15 protein-coding genes are annotated in these 16,551 nt (G+C 38.1%); 9 read left to right on the plus strand and 6 right to left on the minus strand.

What is annotated here, in order from left to right; all coding sequences use genetic code 11:
* The first annotated feature begins 62 nt into the window (after positions 1-62).
* From pxpB to BLE01S_RS13550, 8 genes are all read left to right on the plus strand, one after another.
* Positions 63-758, plus strand: a complete 696-nt coding sequence (pxpB, locus tag BLE01S_RS13515; protein WP_082788742.1) for a 5-oxoprolinase subunit PxpB — start codon at positions 63-65, stop codon at positions 756-758.
* Positions 755-1,723, plus strand: coding sequence for a 5-oxoprolinase subunit C family protein (locus BLE01S_RS13520; protein WP_066143043.1), 969 nt, complete (start codon positions 755-757; stop codon positions 1,721-1,723). The genes pxpB and BLE01S_RS13520 overlap by 4 nt, the downstream gene beginning before the upstream one ends.
* Positions 1,710-2,465 carry a LamB/YcsF family protein gene (locus tag BLE01S_RS13525; protein ID WP_066143046.1) on the plus strand — a complete coding sequence of 252 codons (756 nt, stop codon included), beginning with the start codon at positions 1,710-1,712 and terminating at the stop codon, positions 2,463-2,465. The genes BLE01S_RS13520 and BLE01S_RS13525 overlap by 14 nt, the downstream gene beginning before the upstream one ends.
* A gap of 262 nt (positions 2,466-2,727) precedes the next feature.
* Entirely contained in the window at positions 2,728-4,137 is a 1,410-nt protein-coding gene (locus BLE01S_RS13530) for a LysM peptidoglycan-binding domain-containing protein (RefSeq protein ID WP_066143434.1), read from the plus strand.
* 169 nt (positions 4,138-4,306) lie between these two features.
* Complete coding sequence (locus BLE01S_RS13535; protein WP_066143049.1) at positions 4,307-5,275, plus strand: ring-cleaving dioxygenase; 969 nt, start codon at positions 4,307-4,309, stop codon at positions 5,273-5,275.
* 12 nt (positions 5,276-5,287) lie between these two features.
* Positions 5,288-5,896, plus strand: a complete 609-nt coding sequence (locus tag BLE01S_RS13540) for an alpha/beta hydrolase (RefSeq protein WP_174521733.1) — start codon at positions 5,288-5,290, stop codon at positions 5,894-5,896.
* Between the two features lie 137 nt (positions 5,897-6,033).
* Positions 6,034-6,255 (plus strand): heavy-metal-associated domain-containing protein, encoded by a 222-nt coding sequence (locus BLE01S_RS13545; protein WP_066143055.1) that lies wholly within the window; start codon positions 6,034-6,036, stop codon positions 6,253-6,255.
* A 17-nt stretch (positions 6,256-6,272) separates the two neighbouring features.
* Positions 6,273-8,129 (plus strand): heavy metal translocating P-type ATPase, encoded by a 1,857-nt coding sequence (locus BLE01S_RS13550; protein WP_066143057.1) that lies wholly within the window; start codon positions 6,273-6,275, stop codon positions 8,127-8,129.
* 36 nt (positions 8,130-8,165) lie between these two features.
* Here the strand turns inward: BLE01S_RS13550 and BLE01S_RS13555 are convergent, their stop codons facing one another.
* From BLE01S_RS13555 to BLE01S_RS13570, 4 genes are all read right to left on the minus strand, one after another.
* Entirely contained in the window at positions 8,166-8,771 is a 606-nt protein-coding gene (locus tag BLE01S_RS13555) for a spore coat protein (RefSeq protein ID WP_066143439.1), read from the minus strand.
* A 332-nt stretch (positions 8,772-9,103) separates the two neighbouring features.
* The gene (locus tag BLE01S_RS13560) at positions 9,104-10,237 is read right to left on the minus strand and encodes a GerAB/ArcD/ProY family transporter (protein WP_066143060.1); all 1,134 of its coding nucleotides are present in this window, start codon (positions 10,235-10,237) and stop codon (positions 9,104-9,106) included.
* The gene (locus BLE01S_RS13565) at positions 10,218-11,480 is read right to left on the minus strand and encodes a Ger(x)C family spore germination protein (protein WP_066143063.1); all 1,263 of its coding nucleotides are present in this window, start codon (positions 11,478-11,480) and stop codon (positions 10,218-10,220) included. Before BLE01S_RS13565 ends, BLE01S_RS13560 begins: the two co-directional genes overlap by 20 nt.
* Positions 11,470-13,089, minus strand: a complete 1,620-nt coding sequence (locus tag BLE01S_RS13570) for a spore germination protein (protein WP_066143068.1) — start codon at positions 13,087-13,089, stop codon at positions 11,470-11,472. Before BLE01S_RS13570 ends, BLE01S_RS13565 begins: the two co-directional genes overlap by 11 nt.
* Positions 13,090-13,231: 142 nt before the next feature.
* On the opposite strand from BLE01S_RS13570, the gene BLE01S_RS21540 reads away from it, so the two are divergent.
* Positions 13,232-13,462 (plus strand): YczF family membrane protein, encoded by a 231-nt coding sequence (locus BLE01S_RS21540; protein ID WP_066143074.1) that lies wholly within the window; start codon positions 13,232-13,234, stop codon positions 13,460-13,462.
* A gap of 759 nt (positions 13,463-14,221) precedes the next feature.
* Here the strand turns inward: BLE01S_RS21540 and BLE01S_RS13580 are convergent.
* Both BLE01S_RS13580 and BLE01S_RS13585 read right to left on the minus strand, forming a co-directional pair.
* Positions 14,222-15,154: a sugar phosphate isomerase/epimerase family protein gene (locus BLE01S_RS13580; RefSeq protein WP_066143081.1), complete on the minus strand. Its 933-nt coding sequence runs from the start codon at positions 15,152-15,154 to the stop codon at positions 14,222-14,224.
* A gap of 114 nt (positions 15,155-15,268) precedes the next feature.
* Positions 15,269-16,378, minus strand: coding sequence for a Gfo/Idh/MocA family protein (locus BLE01S_RS13585; RefSeq protein WP_066143085.1), 1,110 nt, complete (start codon positions 16,376-16,378; stop codon positions 15,269-15,271).
* Positions 16,379-16,551: the final 173 nt, after the last annotated feature.

Raw genomic sequence — 16,551 nt, forward strand, 5'->3', positions numbered from 1 at the left:
GTAAAATGCTTTCAGAAAATGGTACGATCACATTAATAAATTCCGTAAGGTCGGTGAAAACAATGAAAAAAGTTACCTTTTCTCCTCTCGGTGATCATGCAATTATCATTGATTTTGGTGACGGTACCAGTTTGGAGAAAAATCATTTCATACATAAATACCGGCAAATGATTGAATCATCTCCTTTCCCTGGATTTATTGAAGCTATACCAGCATATACCACTTTGACTATTTTTTATAATCCAACTGTTGTTGGAACTGATTTTCCATATAAAACAGTTAAAAAACGGTTGCAGCGCTTTTCTTTCCCTGCAAACACATCTACCAATTATATAAAAAAGGTAGAGATACCTGTTTGTTATGAAGAGCCCTTTGCTCTCGATCTTAAAATTGTATCTAACCATACTCAGATGCCAGTTGAAGAAGTAATTAAACTGCATTGTGATAATATATACCATGTACATTTCCTAGGGTTTTCACCAGGCTTCCCTTTCCTTGGTGGTATGAAAAAGAAGCTCGCAATACCTCGTAAAAGTTCACCACGTTTAAAAGTGCCCCGTGGTTCAGTAGGGATTGCGGGGGATCAGACTGGTGTTTATCCACTTGCATCTCCGGGCGGATGGCAAATTATTGGGAGAACACCTTTAAAACTTTTTGATGTAGATTCCGCACCTATCACTTTAATTTCTCCGGGTGATCAAGTTCAATTTATACCGATTAGTACAGAGGAATTTTTATCTTTGGAGGAAGAGCTATGACAATCCAAATATTGAAAAAGGGGTTTATCACTTCAGTACAAGACCTTGGTCGAAATGGCTGGCAAGCATTCGGCATTACTGTTGGCGGCGCAATGGATCGGACCGCAGCTAAACTTGCGAATATTGTGCTTGGAAATGATGAAAATGAAGCTGTATTAGAAATGACACTCGTTGGTCCTTCGCTAAAATTTACAGAAGATGCTGTCATTTCTGTCTTTGGAGCTGATATGTCTCCTACAATTCATCGACATTCCGTCCCACACGGAAAACCTATTCAGATTAAAAAGGATGAGATATTAACATTTGGCGCTGCCAAAAAGGGAATGAGATGTTATTTAGCTGTAAAAGATGGCTTTGCTATACCTGAAGTACTAAATAGCAAAAGTACTGATTTTGGTGCCAAACTTGGTGGTCTACAAGGAGGGATGTTGGAAATTGAAGATAAGTTGCCAATTAAGAAATCATTCATTTCAGCTACTTCCTGGGGATTAACTTATAAACTTGAAAATTATATAAACAATTCCCGGGCAATCCGTTATACACGGGGTCGCCAATACGATTTATTCGAACCTAGATCCAAACAAACTTTCAACGATTCTATTTTTACTATTAGTTCTGCTTCAAATAGAATGGGCTACCGCCTAAACGGACCTTCAATCCAATTGCTTAAAAAGAGAGAGCTAACAACAGAAGGAACGACATTCGGATCGATTCAAATACCACCAGATGGCCAGCCAATTATATTAATGGCAGACCGCCAACCGACTGGTGGCTATCCAAAAATCGGTGAAGTAATCAGCTGCGACCTCCCTCGGCTAAGTCAAATGCGCCCAGGTGAGAAAGTATGTTTTGAAGAAATATCATTAAAAGAAGCACAATTACTATTGCTTGAAGAACACCGACAAATAAAAGCATTACAGGTGGCCTGCAAGTTAAAATGGAGGGAACTTGATGTGTACAATTGATTTAAATTGCGATATGGGAGAAAGCTTTGGGCAATATACACTTGGTCAAGATGAAGAAATGCTTCGCTATATTTCTTCCGCCAATATTGCATGTGGTTTTCATGCAGGTGATCCTTCTATAATGAATAAAACAGTTCAACTTGCGCTTAAATATAATGTAAGTATCGGTGCCCACCCCGGTTTGCCTGATCTCCAAGGATTTGGAAGAAGAATAATGTCTATTACACCAAAAGAAGCATATGAACTTATTTTATATCAAACGGGTGCTTTACATGCATTTGTAGTTGCAAATGGGGGACAACTTCATCATCTCAAACCTCATGGCGCATTATATAATATGGCTGCTGTCGATAACCTGCTCGCTGAAGCAATTGTAGAAGCTGCGTATCACCTAAATCCTGAAATTATTTTGTACGGACTTTCAGGAAGTGAACTGATTCAAGCTGGAAATAAGATTGGATTGAGAACGGCGAGTGAAGTATTTATTGATCGAACATATCAAAGTGATGGTACACTCACTTCAAGATTGCAATCCAATGCTGTCATTAAAGATGTGAATAAAGCCATTTCCCAAGCACTAAGAATGGTAAAAGCTCAGCAAGTTACTTCTACTAATGGTACCAATATTGCCGTTAAGGCCGATACGATTTGCATCCATGGTGATACGGCCAATGCCCTTGATTATGTAAAAAAGATTCATGAAGCATTTACTACAGAAAAGATAATGATCCAAGCAATCTAAAAAATTTTCCTATCATGAAGGAAGACACTTTAAAAGGTGCTAAATAGAAGTATATAGAGGGCTGCTCCAAATTCTAAAAAAGGTGAATTTGGAGTAGCCTTTATTTGTTAGGGGTTTGTCTATTCCCCTTTTACTTTTAGATTGTAATTCCTTTATTCGGATGGCTTTTTCATTAACCTTATCATCAAGGGGTACCTTTTTAGTCTTGTAAATATTCCCCCTGCATACATTAGTTATATGACTAGAATCAGGGGTGGTTATCATTATCATTTATACTGTTAATAAAGGTGATACCTTATGGAATATTGCTAGACGTTATGATAGCAGCGCTGCGCAAATTGCAACAGCCAATGAATTACCAAATCCAGACAGCCTATTAATTGGCCAATCACTTGTAATCCCTATAGCAGCACATCAGCACACCGTTCGCCAAGGGGAAACAATCTGGCAAATTGCTCAGAGGTATGGTGTATCTGTACAATCTATCATCCAGGTAAATCAGGTGACCAATCCTTCTATGATCAATGTCGGTACAGTTTTGATCATTCCACCAAGATTCCATACAGTCCAAGTTGGAGAAAATTTAGGGCAAATTGCTCAATATTATGGCACCACAGTAGAGCAAATATTGAAAGTGAACAAAATCCAAGATCCTAGTCTGATCCATATCGGAGATGTTTTAACTATTCCATTTCCCAAAAGGCTCGTTGATGTCAATGCATATGTAATGAACATGGGGGAAACAGGAGCAAAGGAAGTGAGAGAAGTAGGTCCACTGCTCACCTATCTTTCTCCTTTTGTCTATACGATGAAAGAAGATGGTGGACTCGGGTCTATTAAAGATAGAGAAGTGATTCAAGCCGCTCGCGAAAACCAAGTAATTCCAATCATGTGCCTTACAAATTTTTCCGCAACAGAGGCTGGGACCACACTCGCACATACCATTCTTAACAACACTGACATCCAAGATAAATTATTAACTAATATTATTAATACAATGAAAGAAAAAGGTTATCGTGGATTAAATATTGATTTTGAAAATGTGCGTCAAACAGACCGAGAAGCGTACAATAATTTTTTACAACGTACGGTCAATCAGCTTCACCCTCTTGGCTATTTTGTTTCAACTGCCGTTGCGCCGAAAACGAGTTCAACACAAACAGGCCTCTTATATGAGGCAATTGACTATGCTGCACACGGAAGAATTGTTGACTTCGTTATTTTAATGACATACGAATGGGGTTACCGTTTAGGACCACCGCAAGCCATTTCTCCACTGAATCAAATGAAGCGTGTGCTTGACTATGCTGTCACTGTCATCCCTCGGAGTAAAATATTCATGGGCTTCCAAATATATGCCCGTGATTGGCTGCTCCCTCATGTTAAAGGCATGGAAGCTGAAACATTTGATATGCAGGAAGCCATTAGGCGAGCAGTCAAATACGGTGCCACCATTCAATATAATATACCTGCTGCATCCCCTTTCTATCGATACACAGATGAACAAGGTCGCCAGCATGAAGTTTGGTTCGAAGATGCCCGGAGTGCCCAGTCCAAATTCAATCTAGTGAAAGATTATGGTTTAGCCGGAATTAGTTATTGGGTACTCGGCTATCCTTTCCCACAAAATTGGTTATTACTGGAGGATAATTTTATTGTTAGAAAGGGATAATATTTATTCAAGTCGAACAATACTTGTTCGACTTTTTATGTACCATTCACTTACTTATTGTAAGTTAATAATATTTGACAACCATCAACTAAAGTTGTACAATTATCTCGAAATCAAGATATAATTTTTCTTATAAAGGGAATAACCAACCATAAGGAGGTTATATGATATGGAGCTAAAAGGAATTCACCACGTATCCGCAATGACAGCTAATGCTACAATAAATTTAGACTTTTATACGAATATAATGGGAATGCGCCTAGTAAAAAAAACGGTCAATCAGGATGATACATCCGTTTACCACCTTTTTTATGGAGACGAAAAGGGAAATCCCGGAACGGAATTAACATTTTTCGAAATTCCAATGGCTGCTAGAAATCACGAAGGTGTTAGTAGTATCTCTGCTCTCTCTCTTCGAGTGGCAAATGATGAAGCGCTCACTTTTTGGAAAAAGCGTTTTGAAGAAATTGGCGTAAAGCATGAGGAAATTACTGAACGTGCAAATCGGGCAACATTGGCTTTTACTGATCCGGAAGGTCAACGACTAATCCTAGTTTCTGATGAAAGTAATAACGGTGTAGCTAGTGGCACTCCATGGGAAAAGAGCCCAATCCCCCAAATCCACGGTATTACAGGATTAGGACCCGTAAAACTTACTGTGCGTGATGCCGAACCAACAGCTCATGTGTTAACTGAACTGATGGGCTTCCGACAAAAAGGGCAATACCCTTCCCTTGTACAGGGACAACCTGACATCGCGGTATATGAGACTGGTGAAGGCGGCAGTGGAGCTGAAATTCATCTAGAAGAACGGAGTGACCTTCCCCCTGAACGATTAGGTCGCGGCGGTGTTCATCATGTGGCCTTTCGTGTGGAAAATGAAGAGGAACTACGTAAATGGATTAAACATATTCGTTCAGCAAAATTTCCAAATTCGGGATTTGTCGACCGCTTCTACTTTAAATCACTTTATTTTAGAGAACCGAATGGCATTCTATTTGAACTTGCTACAGATGGTCCTGGTTTCGATACAGATGAACATATTGATCATTTAGGCGAGTCACTTGCACTTCCTCCATTTTTAGAGGAACAACGTGAACAAATTGAAGCTCATTTACAGCCTTTAAATACTAAATAACAGGAGGTCTTCATTATGAAGCATATTTTTCAACAAGGGCAAGATCCAAATGCCCCTACCCTACTTCTTCTTCACGGAACAGGTGGAACAGAACAGGATTTATTAGGAATTGGCAAAATGATATCTACACAATCCTCTCTTTTAAGTGTGAGAGGGAATGTACTGGAGTCGGGTATGCCACGTTTTTTTCGCAGATTAGCCGAAGGTGTATTTGATGAGGAAGATTTGATTTTCCGTACGGAAGAATTAAATCAATTTTTAGATGACAGTGCACAAGAATATCAATTTGATAGAAATAATGTTATCGCAGTCGGCTATTCTAATGGCGCCAACATTGCCGGTAGTTTATTATTTCATTTTCAAGACAGTCTAAAAGGAGCAATTCTCTTTCACCCTATGGTACCGAGACGAGGAATTGATCTGCCAGATTTAAATGGAACGTCTGTCTTTATCGGTGCAGGTAAAAATGATCCGATGTGTCCACCTGAAGAGTCTGAAGAACTGAAGGTCTTATTAGAAAGTGCTGGTGCAAAAGTACAACTCCACTGGGAGCATCAAGGCCACCAGCTAACGATTGGTGAAGTAGAAAAAGCAAAAGAATGGTTTAAGTTAGGATTCTAATGATGAAAAAGCTACCAGATTGGTGGCTTTTTTTTGTTGGGTAATTTTTTAAAACTTGATGCACGTCAAGGTAACTTACTCTAGTCCACCTTATGATATAGATAGAAGCAAACAAATCAATTAGGAGGCCGATTCATATGACTACAGTTAGATTTCAATTAGAGACTCTTTCTTGCCCAACTTGTATTAAGAAAATAGAGGGTGCCCTTAATAGACAACAAGGAGTAAAGGCAGCAAAAGTTCTATTTCACTCAAGCAAAGTCAAAACCAATATTGATGAATCAATTATTTCAGTTGAACAATTAGAAAAAATTATCACAAAGCTCGGATATTCTGTTCTGTCAATAAAGGTTTCATAAAGAAAGGAGCTATCCACATGAACGCCCAAAGACAAGCTTGGCTTGCAATGGTCACCGGCTCGCTGCTCGCCGCAGCACTTACTCTTCATCTAACCGGTTTCGGCCAATATAAAGGTGTACTTTTAATCATCTCTACAATCTTTGCTGGATTACCAATCATTATGAGAGCTGTTCAATCAATAAGAATGAAGGCATTCAGTATCGAGCTTCTCGTCTCAATTGCCATCATTGGCGCTTTATTTATCGGAGAATATATAGAATCAGCAGTCGTCTCCTTTCTCTTTCTATTTGGCAGCTACCTTGAAGCACGGACACTGGAGAAAACAAGAACCTCGCTTCGAACGCTGATTGATATGGCGCCACAAGAAGCAACCATTTTACGAAATGGTGAAAAAGTAACAATTGCAGTTGATAAGGTAGAAAAAGGTGACCGTGTTATCATTCAATCAGGTGAGAAAGTGGCCGTTGATGGAAAAGTAGTTGCTGGAACTGCTTTGATCAATGAATCTGCAATCACAGGTGAATCTGTTCCTGCCAATAAGCAAATGGATCACACAGTTTTCAGCGGAACCATCATTGATCATGGATATATCGAAGTGATCGCTGAAAAAGTTGGTGATGATACTGCCTTCGCTAAAATTATCGAACTTGTGGAAGATGCACAGGAATCGAAAACAAAAACAGAAAAGTTCCTCGAGAAGTTTGCACACATTTATACACCAGCTATTATGGCGTTATCCGTTATTGTCTTTATTTTCACAAGTAATATAGAATTCGCGCTCACATTCCTTGTAATCGCTTGTCCAGGCGCGCTTGTTATTTCTGCACCAGTCTCTATTGTTGCTGGTATCGGTAATGGTGCGAAAAACGGCGTCTTGATTAAAGGCGGAGAGATTATGGAAAAACTCGCTAAAGTAAATACAATTGTTTTTGACAAAACAGGCACATTGACTCAAGGTCAGCCAGCAGTCACTGATATAAAAACCTTTTCGATGAACGAAAATGACTTGTTGCGAATCGTAGCGGAAGCAGAAGTTATTTCTGAACATCATCTCGGTCAAACAATTGTCAAGGAAGCTAAAGCGCGTAATTTAACGCTTAGTAACGAACCTAAAAATGCAGAAGTCATAAAAGGGAATGGAATTAGAGCACTTATTGCTGGCAATCAACTCGTGATTGGAAACCGCAAGTTAATGATGAAATATCAGATTGATATTGCTTCCGAAGAAGAGACTTATGCAATTACTAAAGAAAAACAAGGGAATACAACCATCTTTGCAGCGGTTAATGGAAAAGTAGAAGGGATTATCTCCATCGCAGACCAAATTCGTCCAGAAGCAATAGCTGCATTAAAAAAATTGCGTGCTTCAGGTATTAAAGACATGTATATGCTCACAGGCGATAACAAACATACAGCTGAATTAGTCGCTCAAAAATTGGACATTGAGCATGTATTTGCGGAGTTACTTCCAGAAGATAAAGTAAATAAGATTCGGAAATTAAAGGAAAAAGAACGACACATTGCGATGGCTGGAGATGGGATTAACGATGCGCCTGCAATCGCCACTGCAGACATTGGCCTTGCGATGGGGAGATCTGGGACAGATGTTTCAATGGAAACAGCCGATGTAGTCCTCATGGCTGATGATTTAGATCATTTTGCACATGCTTACTCACTCGCAAAAGCAACTGTCCGCAATATGAAACAAAATACTCTTTTCGCAGTCAGCACAGTCGTACTTCTCCTTATTGGTGTATTAATGCAAAAAGTATTTTTAGCATCTGGAATGCTCATTCATGAGCTAAGCGTACTGCTCGTTATTCTTAATGCAGTTAGACTTGTTAAGTTTAATAATAAAAAAGCATTAAAATAAGGCGACTCCTTTAAGAGATCGCCTTATTTAATTAATTCAATGTGGGGTATTTAAATTCGGCATTTGTCCTGGTGCATATGCATGAAGTAATTGCTGCATATCCTGTTGGTTTAGCTGCGGTACTTGGTAATAATGGTGCTTGTTTTGATAAATAGAAAGTTCATATGCCATTTCAATACAATTTGGTACTGAATCAGCAAGTACCCTACGCACTACAGGATTAGTTACCTCACAGGCCGCCATTGCTTTTGCTGAGGCTCCAGCTTTCACAGAACCAAGCATCATTCCAGAAATGCATGCATCAGTAATTTCATTCACAGATTGCAATGGTTTTTTAGGTTGTGTCGGTTTTAATCCATAAACAAAATCATTCTCTTGATTCATTTTATAACTTTGTGTAGGAACGGCAGGATCTTGCCCAGATTTAAAACAATCCACCGTTGTGTTGTATTCATTTAAAGTAAATTGATATTGACGATCCAAAATATTCAGTAACTCTGGATCTTGCACATGCGGACGTAATAAAGTAAACAGATCTAGAGTGCCTATCGCACCTGACAACACTTCGTGAACATCAAACACTTCATGCCCACCGTGGTTAAGCTGTTGACCTACCATACCAGTCTGCATATTTGGGTGCATTGGACCTTGAGAATTTTGCTGATTTTGTTGGTTGTGCAAAGTAAATTCCTCCCTTTTAAAAAATCTAGTATATTATGTGCCTTAGAGCAAATAAAAATTCAGTATTAAAACTGATTTATTAAACAGATTTTTCTAAGAATAGGCCGAAATATCCTTTCTTTTTACTTATTTATCATTTCCTTCCCCTTTCATTTCATAAAATTCTTACAGACCATATAATGATTGACCAATGATTGACTCGAGACATCTTACTGGCGGTCATCTCGCTTTTATTAGCCATCGTGTGAATCTTACTGGCCGTCATCTTCCTTTTACAAGCCATCCGTTCCTTCTTACTGGCCGTCACCTTGACTTAACTGGCCATCACGCATTTTCCCTACCTTTCTGTTTTTAAAAAATGCAATAATAAGCAGAATTGCAGGAATAATCACTTGAATAGGAAGATGTATGTAAATGGGTATAATTTCCAACCCCTCTTGAAGATGTTCCGTCATATTACTTGCGACGACGATGGACATAAATAGGACAACTAACCCCATCGGAAAAGCTAACTGCGAAGGTTCTTTTATTTTAAACAGATCCGCCGTTCCAATCACAGCAGCATAAAAAAATATGCAGATTTTAAAGAAACCAAGAATGATCATAGTTAGTATAAAAAATATATCGAGTCGTTCCAAAAACTCAGCAAATTGTATCGCTTGGATAGTGCTAAGTAGCGGGAATTGTGTACGTTCAATAAGTGAAACACCGAGCACACTTATATTGATTGCCATACTTATCGCTATATTTATTCCGCTCAATCCTAAGGCCAGTAAACCAGTAATCTTTGCCTTCTTCGGATTATTTAAATAAGGTAAAATCATAGCAAATACGATAGCTTCTCCAAATGGAAAAAATAGAACTTGCCCAAAGGCAACTTTTATTACTGAATATATCCCATCCTCTAATATTGGCTTCAGATTATTAATATGAATGATCCCAGAAAAGATAATTAGTATAAAGCCTATGATGGCAAAGAGGTAAATTAAGAAAAAGGCGAGCTCTCCTGATCTGCCTATTACCTCAATGCCTTTACGAACTGTATAAACAATTACAAACATTAAAAGTGCATGATTGATTGAAAGTGGCGTTTCAGGATATGAAATAACCGCTAACATCTCCCCAAAATCGCGCAGAACTCTTGAAGCCGAGTATGAAAAGTACACTATATAAAGAAAAGCAATTATTCTCCCAAACGTTTTCCCTATTAACTTTTGAACGAAAGTGGTTGGTAAAGAATCAGGGTAATATAAATAAAGGCGATAATAGATGAAATATAAAATAAAACCGCCAATCATACCAAACAAAATGGCGAGCCATGCATCTTGTTTTGCATCCATGGCAAGTGGAACGAGCAAAGCACTGCCAAGTTCAAACATTACAATGAGAACGAATAACTGGTATGCGCTAATTTTCGCCTTCTCCACCCATATCACCTTTTTCTATTCTATCTTTATTTATTTCTACTTCATTAAGAAACGACTTGTTTCGTAGGCCGCTTCGGCGCACATATGCATCAACCCGCACGTTCACTTTCATTTCTGGGAAGTGGTCCTCATTCCACCTCTTTTCTAACTCTCTCCATGCTTTTGGATGTGAGCGGTGAACGGCTTCTCCAAATCCAAATATATCTGCTTTCAATTCTTGCATATGTTGAATTGTGTTTTCTAACTGCTTTTTAATTTCTTCCTCTAATTTCCTTTCTACTCTGTGAATCTCGTCTAAATCATTAAGATTTACAGGCACTAATAAACCATCTATATTCCCTTCTGCTTCAACATGAACAGAAATACTCGGTGTCTTATTTTTGATATGAGCAGAGATATTCGTTTTTTGGCGAATGACATGAAATGTGACTGCATCTTTTTTTTCTTTCCAATCAATGAAGATACTCGTATCTTTAATTTTGTCCATTATCCACACTGCGCCTCTGGACTTATCTCCATGGAGCAACTCGACCAATTTACCATCATAAATGACAGCAAGACCGCTCGCTTCGATGACCACATCAGGTAACGTGTCTTGAAGACTCTCCATTTCACCAATACGTTCTTCATCCCCAATCAAACGCATACTACTAATGACTGGTACCCTACTAGATGAAATAAAGCCCCTTATTAAATCATTCACCTTAACATCAATATTTTGCCCTGTTCTCTGTTGCGTATATTGCATTGTCTTTAATACATTCTCCGCTGAAATTCTATCAATTGGTGTCAAAGTCTTAATTATATTTTCGGCTGATGTATTTTCAGCAATCACAATGGATGCACTTGTCCGAAAATCTGTATCACGATCCAAAATATCAAAGATAGGCATAATTCCTTCTTCCGTTGCTAATTCTTCACCGATCACAACTAAACCCGTGTGAGAAAAGTATTGTTTTCGAGAAATTTTCTTACTTAAGTTATCACTTACCTCAACTAAATTATTGCCAGTGGCCGTGTGGACGATAAAAGGGGTGCCTTCCCCATTTCCCGATCCCATCATGCCCCCTACATTACTAGGAATAATGATTTGGAAGCTACCAACATATTCGCCTTTCTCATTTTTATCAATTCCAAGAGAAGTAATGATTGCCAATTCTGTTAACTCTTTTTGACTCCAACATCCTGACAGTAACAGCATAGTGCCTATAATTGAGAAAAAACATAAAAATCTATGACTCATTTCGATCATCCTTATCAAGGCTACTATTAATCATTCCACGTTTATCATCGGGACCTGGCATTTGGTTTTCACCTTGTCGAGTAAGATTGTCATTGTCTGCAATTAATTCCGGTCTTTTATTAAACTTCCACAGTGGTAAACGAACGACTGTATCATCTGTATTGCCTGGAATAAAAGGAGAAAGTGGTGTCATATACGGAACTCCGAATGAACGTAGACTTGACAAATGAACCATTAATAGGATTCCTCCTAATACGATTCCGTAAATACCAAATGTAGCTGCAGCTATCATAAATCCAAAACGAAGCAAACGTAGCGAGATAGCCATGGCAAAATTAGGAGTAGCAAAGTTTGCAATCGCCGTAATCGCCACAATAATAACCATTGCCGCCGATACGACACCAGCTTCAACAGCTGCCTGTCCGACAACTAACGCTCCTACGATAGAAACGGCCGTACCAACAGGCTTTGGCAATCTCACTCCAGCCTCACGTAAAATTTCAAATGTTACTTCCATAAGTACCGCTTCAAAGAAGGCTGGAAAAGGCACTGTCTCCCGCTGTGCGGCAATGACAATTAACAGTTTTGTAGGAATCATTTCATGATGAAAGGTGGTAGCGGCAATATATAAAGCGGGCGCAAAGATAGAAATTATAAAAATGAGTACTCTTAAAAAGCGAAGTGATGTAGCGATATCAGAGCGAAAATAATAATCATCTGCGGTCTGAAAGAATTGAACAAACACAGCTGGTACCACTAGTACGAAGGGTGAACCATCGACAAATATTGCTATCCTTCCCTCCAGCAAATTACTTGCTACAACATCTGGCCTTTCAGCCCGATATAATGTTGGAAACGGAGTAGTTGCTTCATCTTCAATAAATACCTCAATATAACCACTATCGAGAACACTATCGATATCAATACTTTTTAATCGTTCCCGCACTTCTTTAATTATCTTTTCATTTGCAATTCCATTTATATACATGATTGTCACATCTGTATTCGTCACTTTACCTACTTTTAAAGGTTCGACCCATACATTAGTGTTTTTAATAATTCGGCGGACCATCGCCATGTTTGTACCGAGCGATTCAGTAAACCCGACTTTTGGTCCCATAATGTTTACTTGCGTAGTTGGTTCCTCAATCGAGCGCCGTTCTCCACCTTTAGTATCAGCACTTAGTGCACCATTTACTTTATCAATGAAAATAATGGTTTCACCCGACATGAGGGAGGAAAAAAGCTCATCCCAGTCCTTAATCGGCTTCACACTACCAACCGCCACGACACCTTCTTTCATTACATTAAAAGCTTCCTGTTGCATCAATTTTTCATTCAATTCGTGTTTTTCTAAGATCGCTTCTATTAAAAAGTCATTAATAGACTGACTGTCAACGATCCCATCAACATACACAAGAGCTATATCTGTTTTAAACTCATTTCCAACGGTCAATGTACGGGTGATCACATCAGCACTATTGCCCGTTTTTTGTTTAATGTGAGCAAGATTAGCGTCCAAAGAGCAATCAATAGACGGCGACGGCCGATTATCACGCTTATTTCTTCTATCCTTGTTATTTTTTTTCTGTTTAAAAAATGAAGGCATGGCACAAACATACCCCTTCTTTATTTGTTTAGTCTTCTTTTTATCCATAATGACCGTTTTTTATAACAACGCTTTAAATGTTCTAACTATTTTTGATATCTACACTTAACAAAGGAAAGAATAATAAAGGGAGTGATAAAATTTGAAAATTATTAGTATCACTTTACTGATCACAGTAGCATTAATATGTTTATCTTTAGGTGTGGACATTTTGTTAGGCCTCACATTAAAAGACGCCCTGATAGATGCAGTCAGCCCTTTGCGGGTAATGGAATCCATTGAATTAATTATTTTTCTCCTTTACCTTTTACTTGTAATTATTCCGCCCGTTTATTCTTTTTTCAAAAGGAAATGGCGGAACAGAATGAATTGAAAACGTTAGAGTAGATCTTTTTTCTACCGTTTTTATACTACTTTTAATTGCTTAATAAAACGTGCTTGCGGAATAGGAAAGTTTAATGGGGATGAATAACAGCATGTTTAAATGGATATTAGCGTATATGTTGTAGATATCGATATAAAATCTGCTGTTCAATACTCTTTTGATGTCACTTCTGATTAATTGAAACAATTGCTTGGGATTTTCAGTTGAAAATTTTACGCTTTTAATGGGTTCACCGACGAGGACGTCCACATGAACCCCCTTGGCTTTTTTCATTAGGTGGGTTTGTCTCCATGAGTTCTAGGAAGGATATGTTAAACGCAATCAAAATCTTTCATCTATATATGAATGTAATGACAGTCGAGACGGGTAAAACTCCCCCTGCTTAAGAAATGCAAGAGTATATGTGCAGAAAAAAGAAATTTCAAAAAAAGTGCATTCAATTTTTTTATCTAACTTATTGGTTAATAATAAATGCACCTCAATTTCGGGATGTTTGAGTCAGCAGTCAACCTACTCATACGTTTTCGGATAAATTTGCAGGCATTGGGAATTATGCGACTACTGCTGAAAAGGGCAGGGATCAAGAACATGTATAATCTAGAACCATATTATCCAAGACGACTGAGACTTTAACATCTAAGAATGGATTCAGCCACACAAATAATTATGCGGCTGAACCCATTTATTACTGGTATTTCTCGTTCGGTCGTAGCGCTTGAAGAATTAGCTTACAAACTGGAGCTTTTATTAATCCCATTCTATTCCAGAGTATTTTTGAAATGCTTTCATACTCGTATTAATTGAATCAATTTCATCTAAACTTGAATGGTCCTGTTCTAAAATAATAAAGTCTAGATTTGGTGCTGTTACTGCAGTATCTATAATATCTTGAATTGGTAAAATACCTGTTCCAATCTCAGTAAAGCACTCCGGAGCCTTTGTATCTTCAAACATCGGATAAGTAATCTCTTTATCGGGATCTATGATACCGTCGTACATTACAATTGGTTGTGGTGCTTCCTTCGGAAAATCCTTCTGATGTAGAAGAACAAGGCGATCTTTATATTTTTCAATTAAGTTTAATGGATTTTCTCCTGCACGTGTAATCCAATATGTGTCCATTTCTATGAAAACAAGATTAGGGTCTGTATTTTCCATAATAATTTCATAAACTTTTTTATCACCAAACTTTTGAAATTCCTGATAGTGGTTATGGTAATAGTAGCGCATGCCACGTTCCTTACACATTTCGCCTACCTTATTAAATAATTCACACCTACGTAGTAAGTAATCCATGTCCTCATAGGGATAGAATTCAATATCACAACCAATTTGTTTATTTCCTAATTCTTGATGGTAATCTAAAACAGCGGGAAGCCGTTCTAGTTTCAATGGGTTCACGTGGCAACCAACAATGGATAATCCCAAGTTGTCGAGCGCGTCTTTCATTTTCTTAGCTGACAATCCAAAACCTACCCCATCATCTGTAAGGGCATCATGGTTTGCAGCTTCAACATATTTATAACCCGCAGCCGCCACTTTCTCTAATGTTTCAAATGGCTCCTTTTTCAATGATTGTCGAACTGAGTAAAGTTGAATACCAACTTTCAAAGCCATAGTAACCGCTTCCCTTCCAATTATCTTTAGTTTTCTCTTTAAGTCTATTAGCGAAAGTTTCATTTATTAAATACTCTTTTAACGCTATAGCAAGTTGATTTCCCAGTGTCCGAAAAGTCAGGCGTAATAAACGTTAATACACTTAATATCCCAATAGGTATTTTCACAGATGAATTCCTAATTTAGTTCGATTGCCTTGCCTGTCTCAGCAGATTCATAGATTGCTTCTAATATTTGAGTAACTACATAAGCTTCTTCTGGTTTAACTAAGGGTTCTCCATCATTTATGATGGCGTCAATCCACTGCTTAGCTTCTAGGTAGCCCATATCATCATCTTCCTGCCCTTCAAAATATGCGATCCCAGAAGATCGTGTTGTTTCAGATTCGATTCTTTGACCATACTTCGTAGTATTAAAAGTGACATAACCTTCATTTTTATCCGGGTCGCCAAACATTTCTGCTCCAGCCTCTGTCCCGCATAATGTAACTTGTGCTTCCTTTTCATGTAGCATGTTTAATGCCCAAGACGCTTCTAGGGTGATAGTTGCTCCATCCTCCATTTTTATATATCCAAAAGCTGAATCTTCCACCTTATATTCTTCGGGATTCCATGGACCAAACATATTCCCTTCTGGTTTATCTATAAGCTTTTGATATGCCGAGCCAACAACCAGTTTTGGCTTATAATTATTCAACATCCATAATGCAAGATCTAATGCATGTGTGCCGATATCTATTAATGGGCCACCACCTTGTTTTTTTTTATCCATGAAAACGCCCCAAGTCGGTACACCCCTCCGACGAATAGCATGTGCCTTTGCAAAATATACTTCTCCTAAATCACCTTCCTGACAGGCTTGATTTAATAAAATTGAATCTCTTCTAAAACGATTTTGGTATCCAATTGATAGCTTTTTACCAGTTCGTTTTGCTGCATTAAGCATTTTTTTTGCTTCCTCTGAATTAATAGCCATTGGCTTCTCACACATTACATGCTTACCAGTTTCTAGCGCATCTATGGTAATAGTTGAGTGCGATACATTCGGGGTGCATACATGAACAACATCAATGGATGTATCTTCTAATAGTTTTTTGTAGTCAGTGTAGACTGCAGAATTGTCGTTGCCGTATTGTTGAGCTGCTTGCTCCGCTCTTTCTATTAAAGTATCGCAAAATGCCGTAAGTTCAACTTTGTCCGCTAATTTTGATAAAGAAGGCAAATGTTTTTGTTGTGCAATACCTCCACAGCCAATTATTCCGATCCTTACCTTTTTAATATTCGACATTCCTCTACCTCTTTCCAATAATTAGTAGTAAAAATTGATAACAAATTTCCAATCCTATAGACAAAAACCTTTTCATTGTTTCTTTATACAAGATTATGTACAACTCAAAACGTTTTTCTGTTGAGGAAAAATATAATTCAGCAACCAAAAATCATTTTATTGATTTTTTCATA

It is taken from the genome of Lederbergia lenta NBRC 16444, assembly GCF_001591545.1.
Classification (GTDB): domain Bacteria; phylum Bacillota; class Bacilli; order Bacillales; family Bacillaceae_C; genus Lederbergia; species Lederbergia lenta.

What these genes read in the sequence shown, in the direction of transcription:
- BLE01S_RS13585 (WP_066143085.1), bottom strand. Translation starts at nt 16,378, where the DNA reads ATGTCGAATATTAAAAAGGTAAGGATCGGAATAATTGGCTGTGGAGGT.
- BLE01S_RS13525 (WP_066143046.1), top strand. Translation starts at nt 1,710, where the DNA reads ATGTGTACAATTGATTTAAATTGCGATATGGGAGAAAGCTTTGGGCAA.
- BLE01S_RS13580 (WP_066143081.1), bottom strand. Translation starts at nt 15,154, where the DNA reads ATGAAACTTTCGCTAATAGACTTAAAGAGAAAACTAAAGATAATTGGA.
- BLE01S_RS13565 (WP_066143063.1), bottom strand. Translation starts at nt 11,480, where the DNA reads ATGAGTCATAGATTTTTATGTTTTTTCTCAATTATAGGCACTATGCTG.
- pxpB (WP_082788742.1), top strand. Translation starts at nt 63, where the DNA reads ATGAAAAAAGTTACCTTTTCTCCTCTCGGTGATCATGCAATTATCATT.
- BLE01S_RS13555 (WP_066143439.1), bottom strand. Translation starts at nt 8,771, where the DNA reads ATGCACCCAAATATGCAGACTGGTATGGTAGGTCAACAGCTTAACCAC.
- BLE01S_RS13550 (WP_066143057.1), top strand. Translation starts at nt 6,273, where the DNA reads ATGAACGCCCAAAGACAAGCTTGGCTTGCAATGGTCACCGGCTCGCTG.
- BLE01S_RS13545 (WP_066143055.1), top strand. Translation starts at nt 6,034, where the DNA reads ATGACTACAGTTAGATTTCAATTAGAGACTCTTTCTTGCCCAACTTGT.
- BLE01S_RS13535 (WP_066143049.1), top strand. Translation starts at nt 4,307, where the DNA reads ATGGAGCTAAAAGGAATTCACCACGTATCCGCAATGACAGCTAATGCT.
- BLE01S_RS13570 (WP_066143068.1), bottom strand. Translation starts at nt 13,089, where the DNA reads ATGCCTTCATTTTTTAAACAGAAAAAAAATAACAAGGATAGAAGAAAT.
- BLE01S_RS13520 (WP_066143043.1), top strand. Translation starts at nt 755, where the DNA reads ATGACAATCCAAATATTGAAAAAGGGGTTTATCACTTCAGTACAAGAC.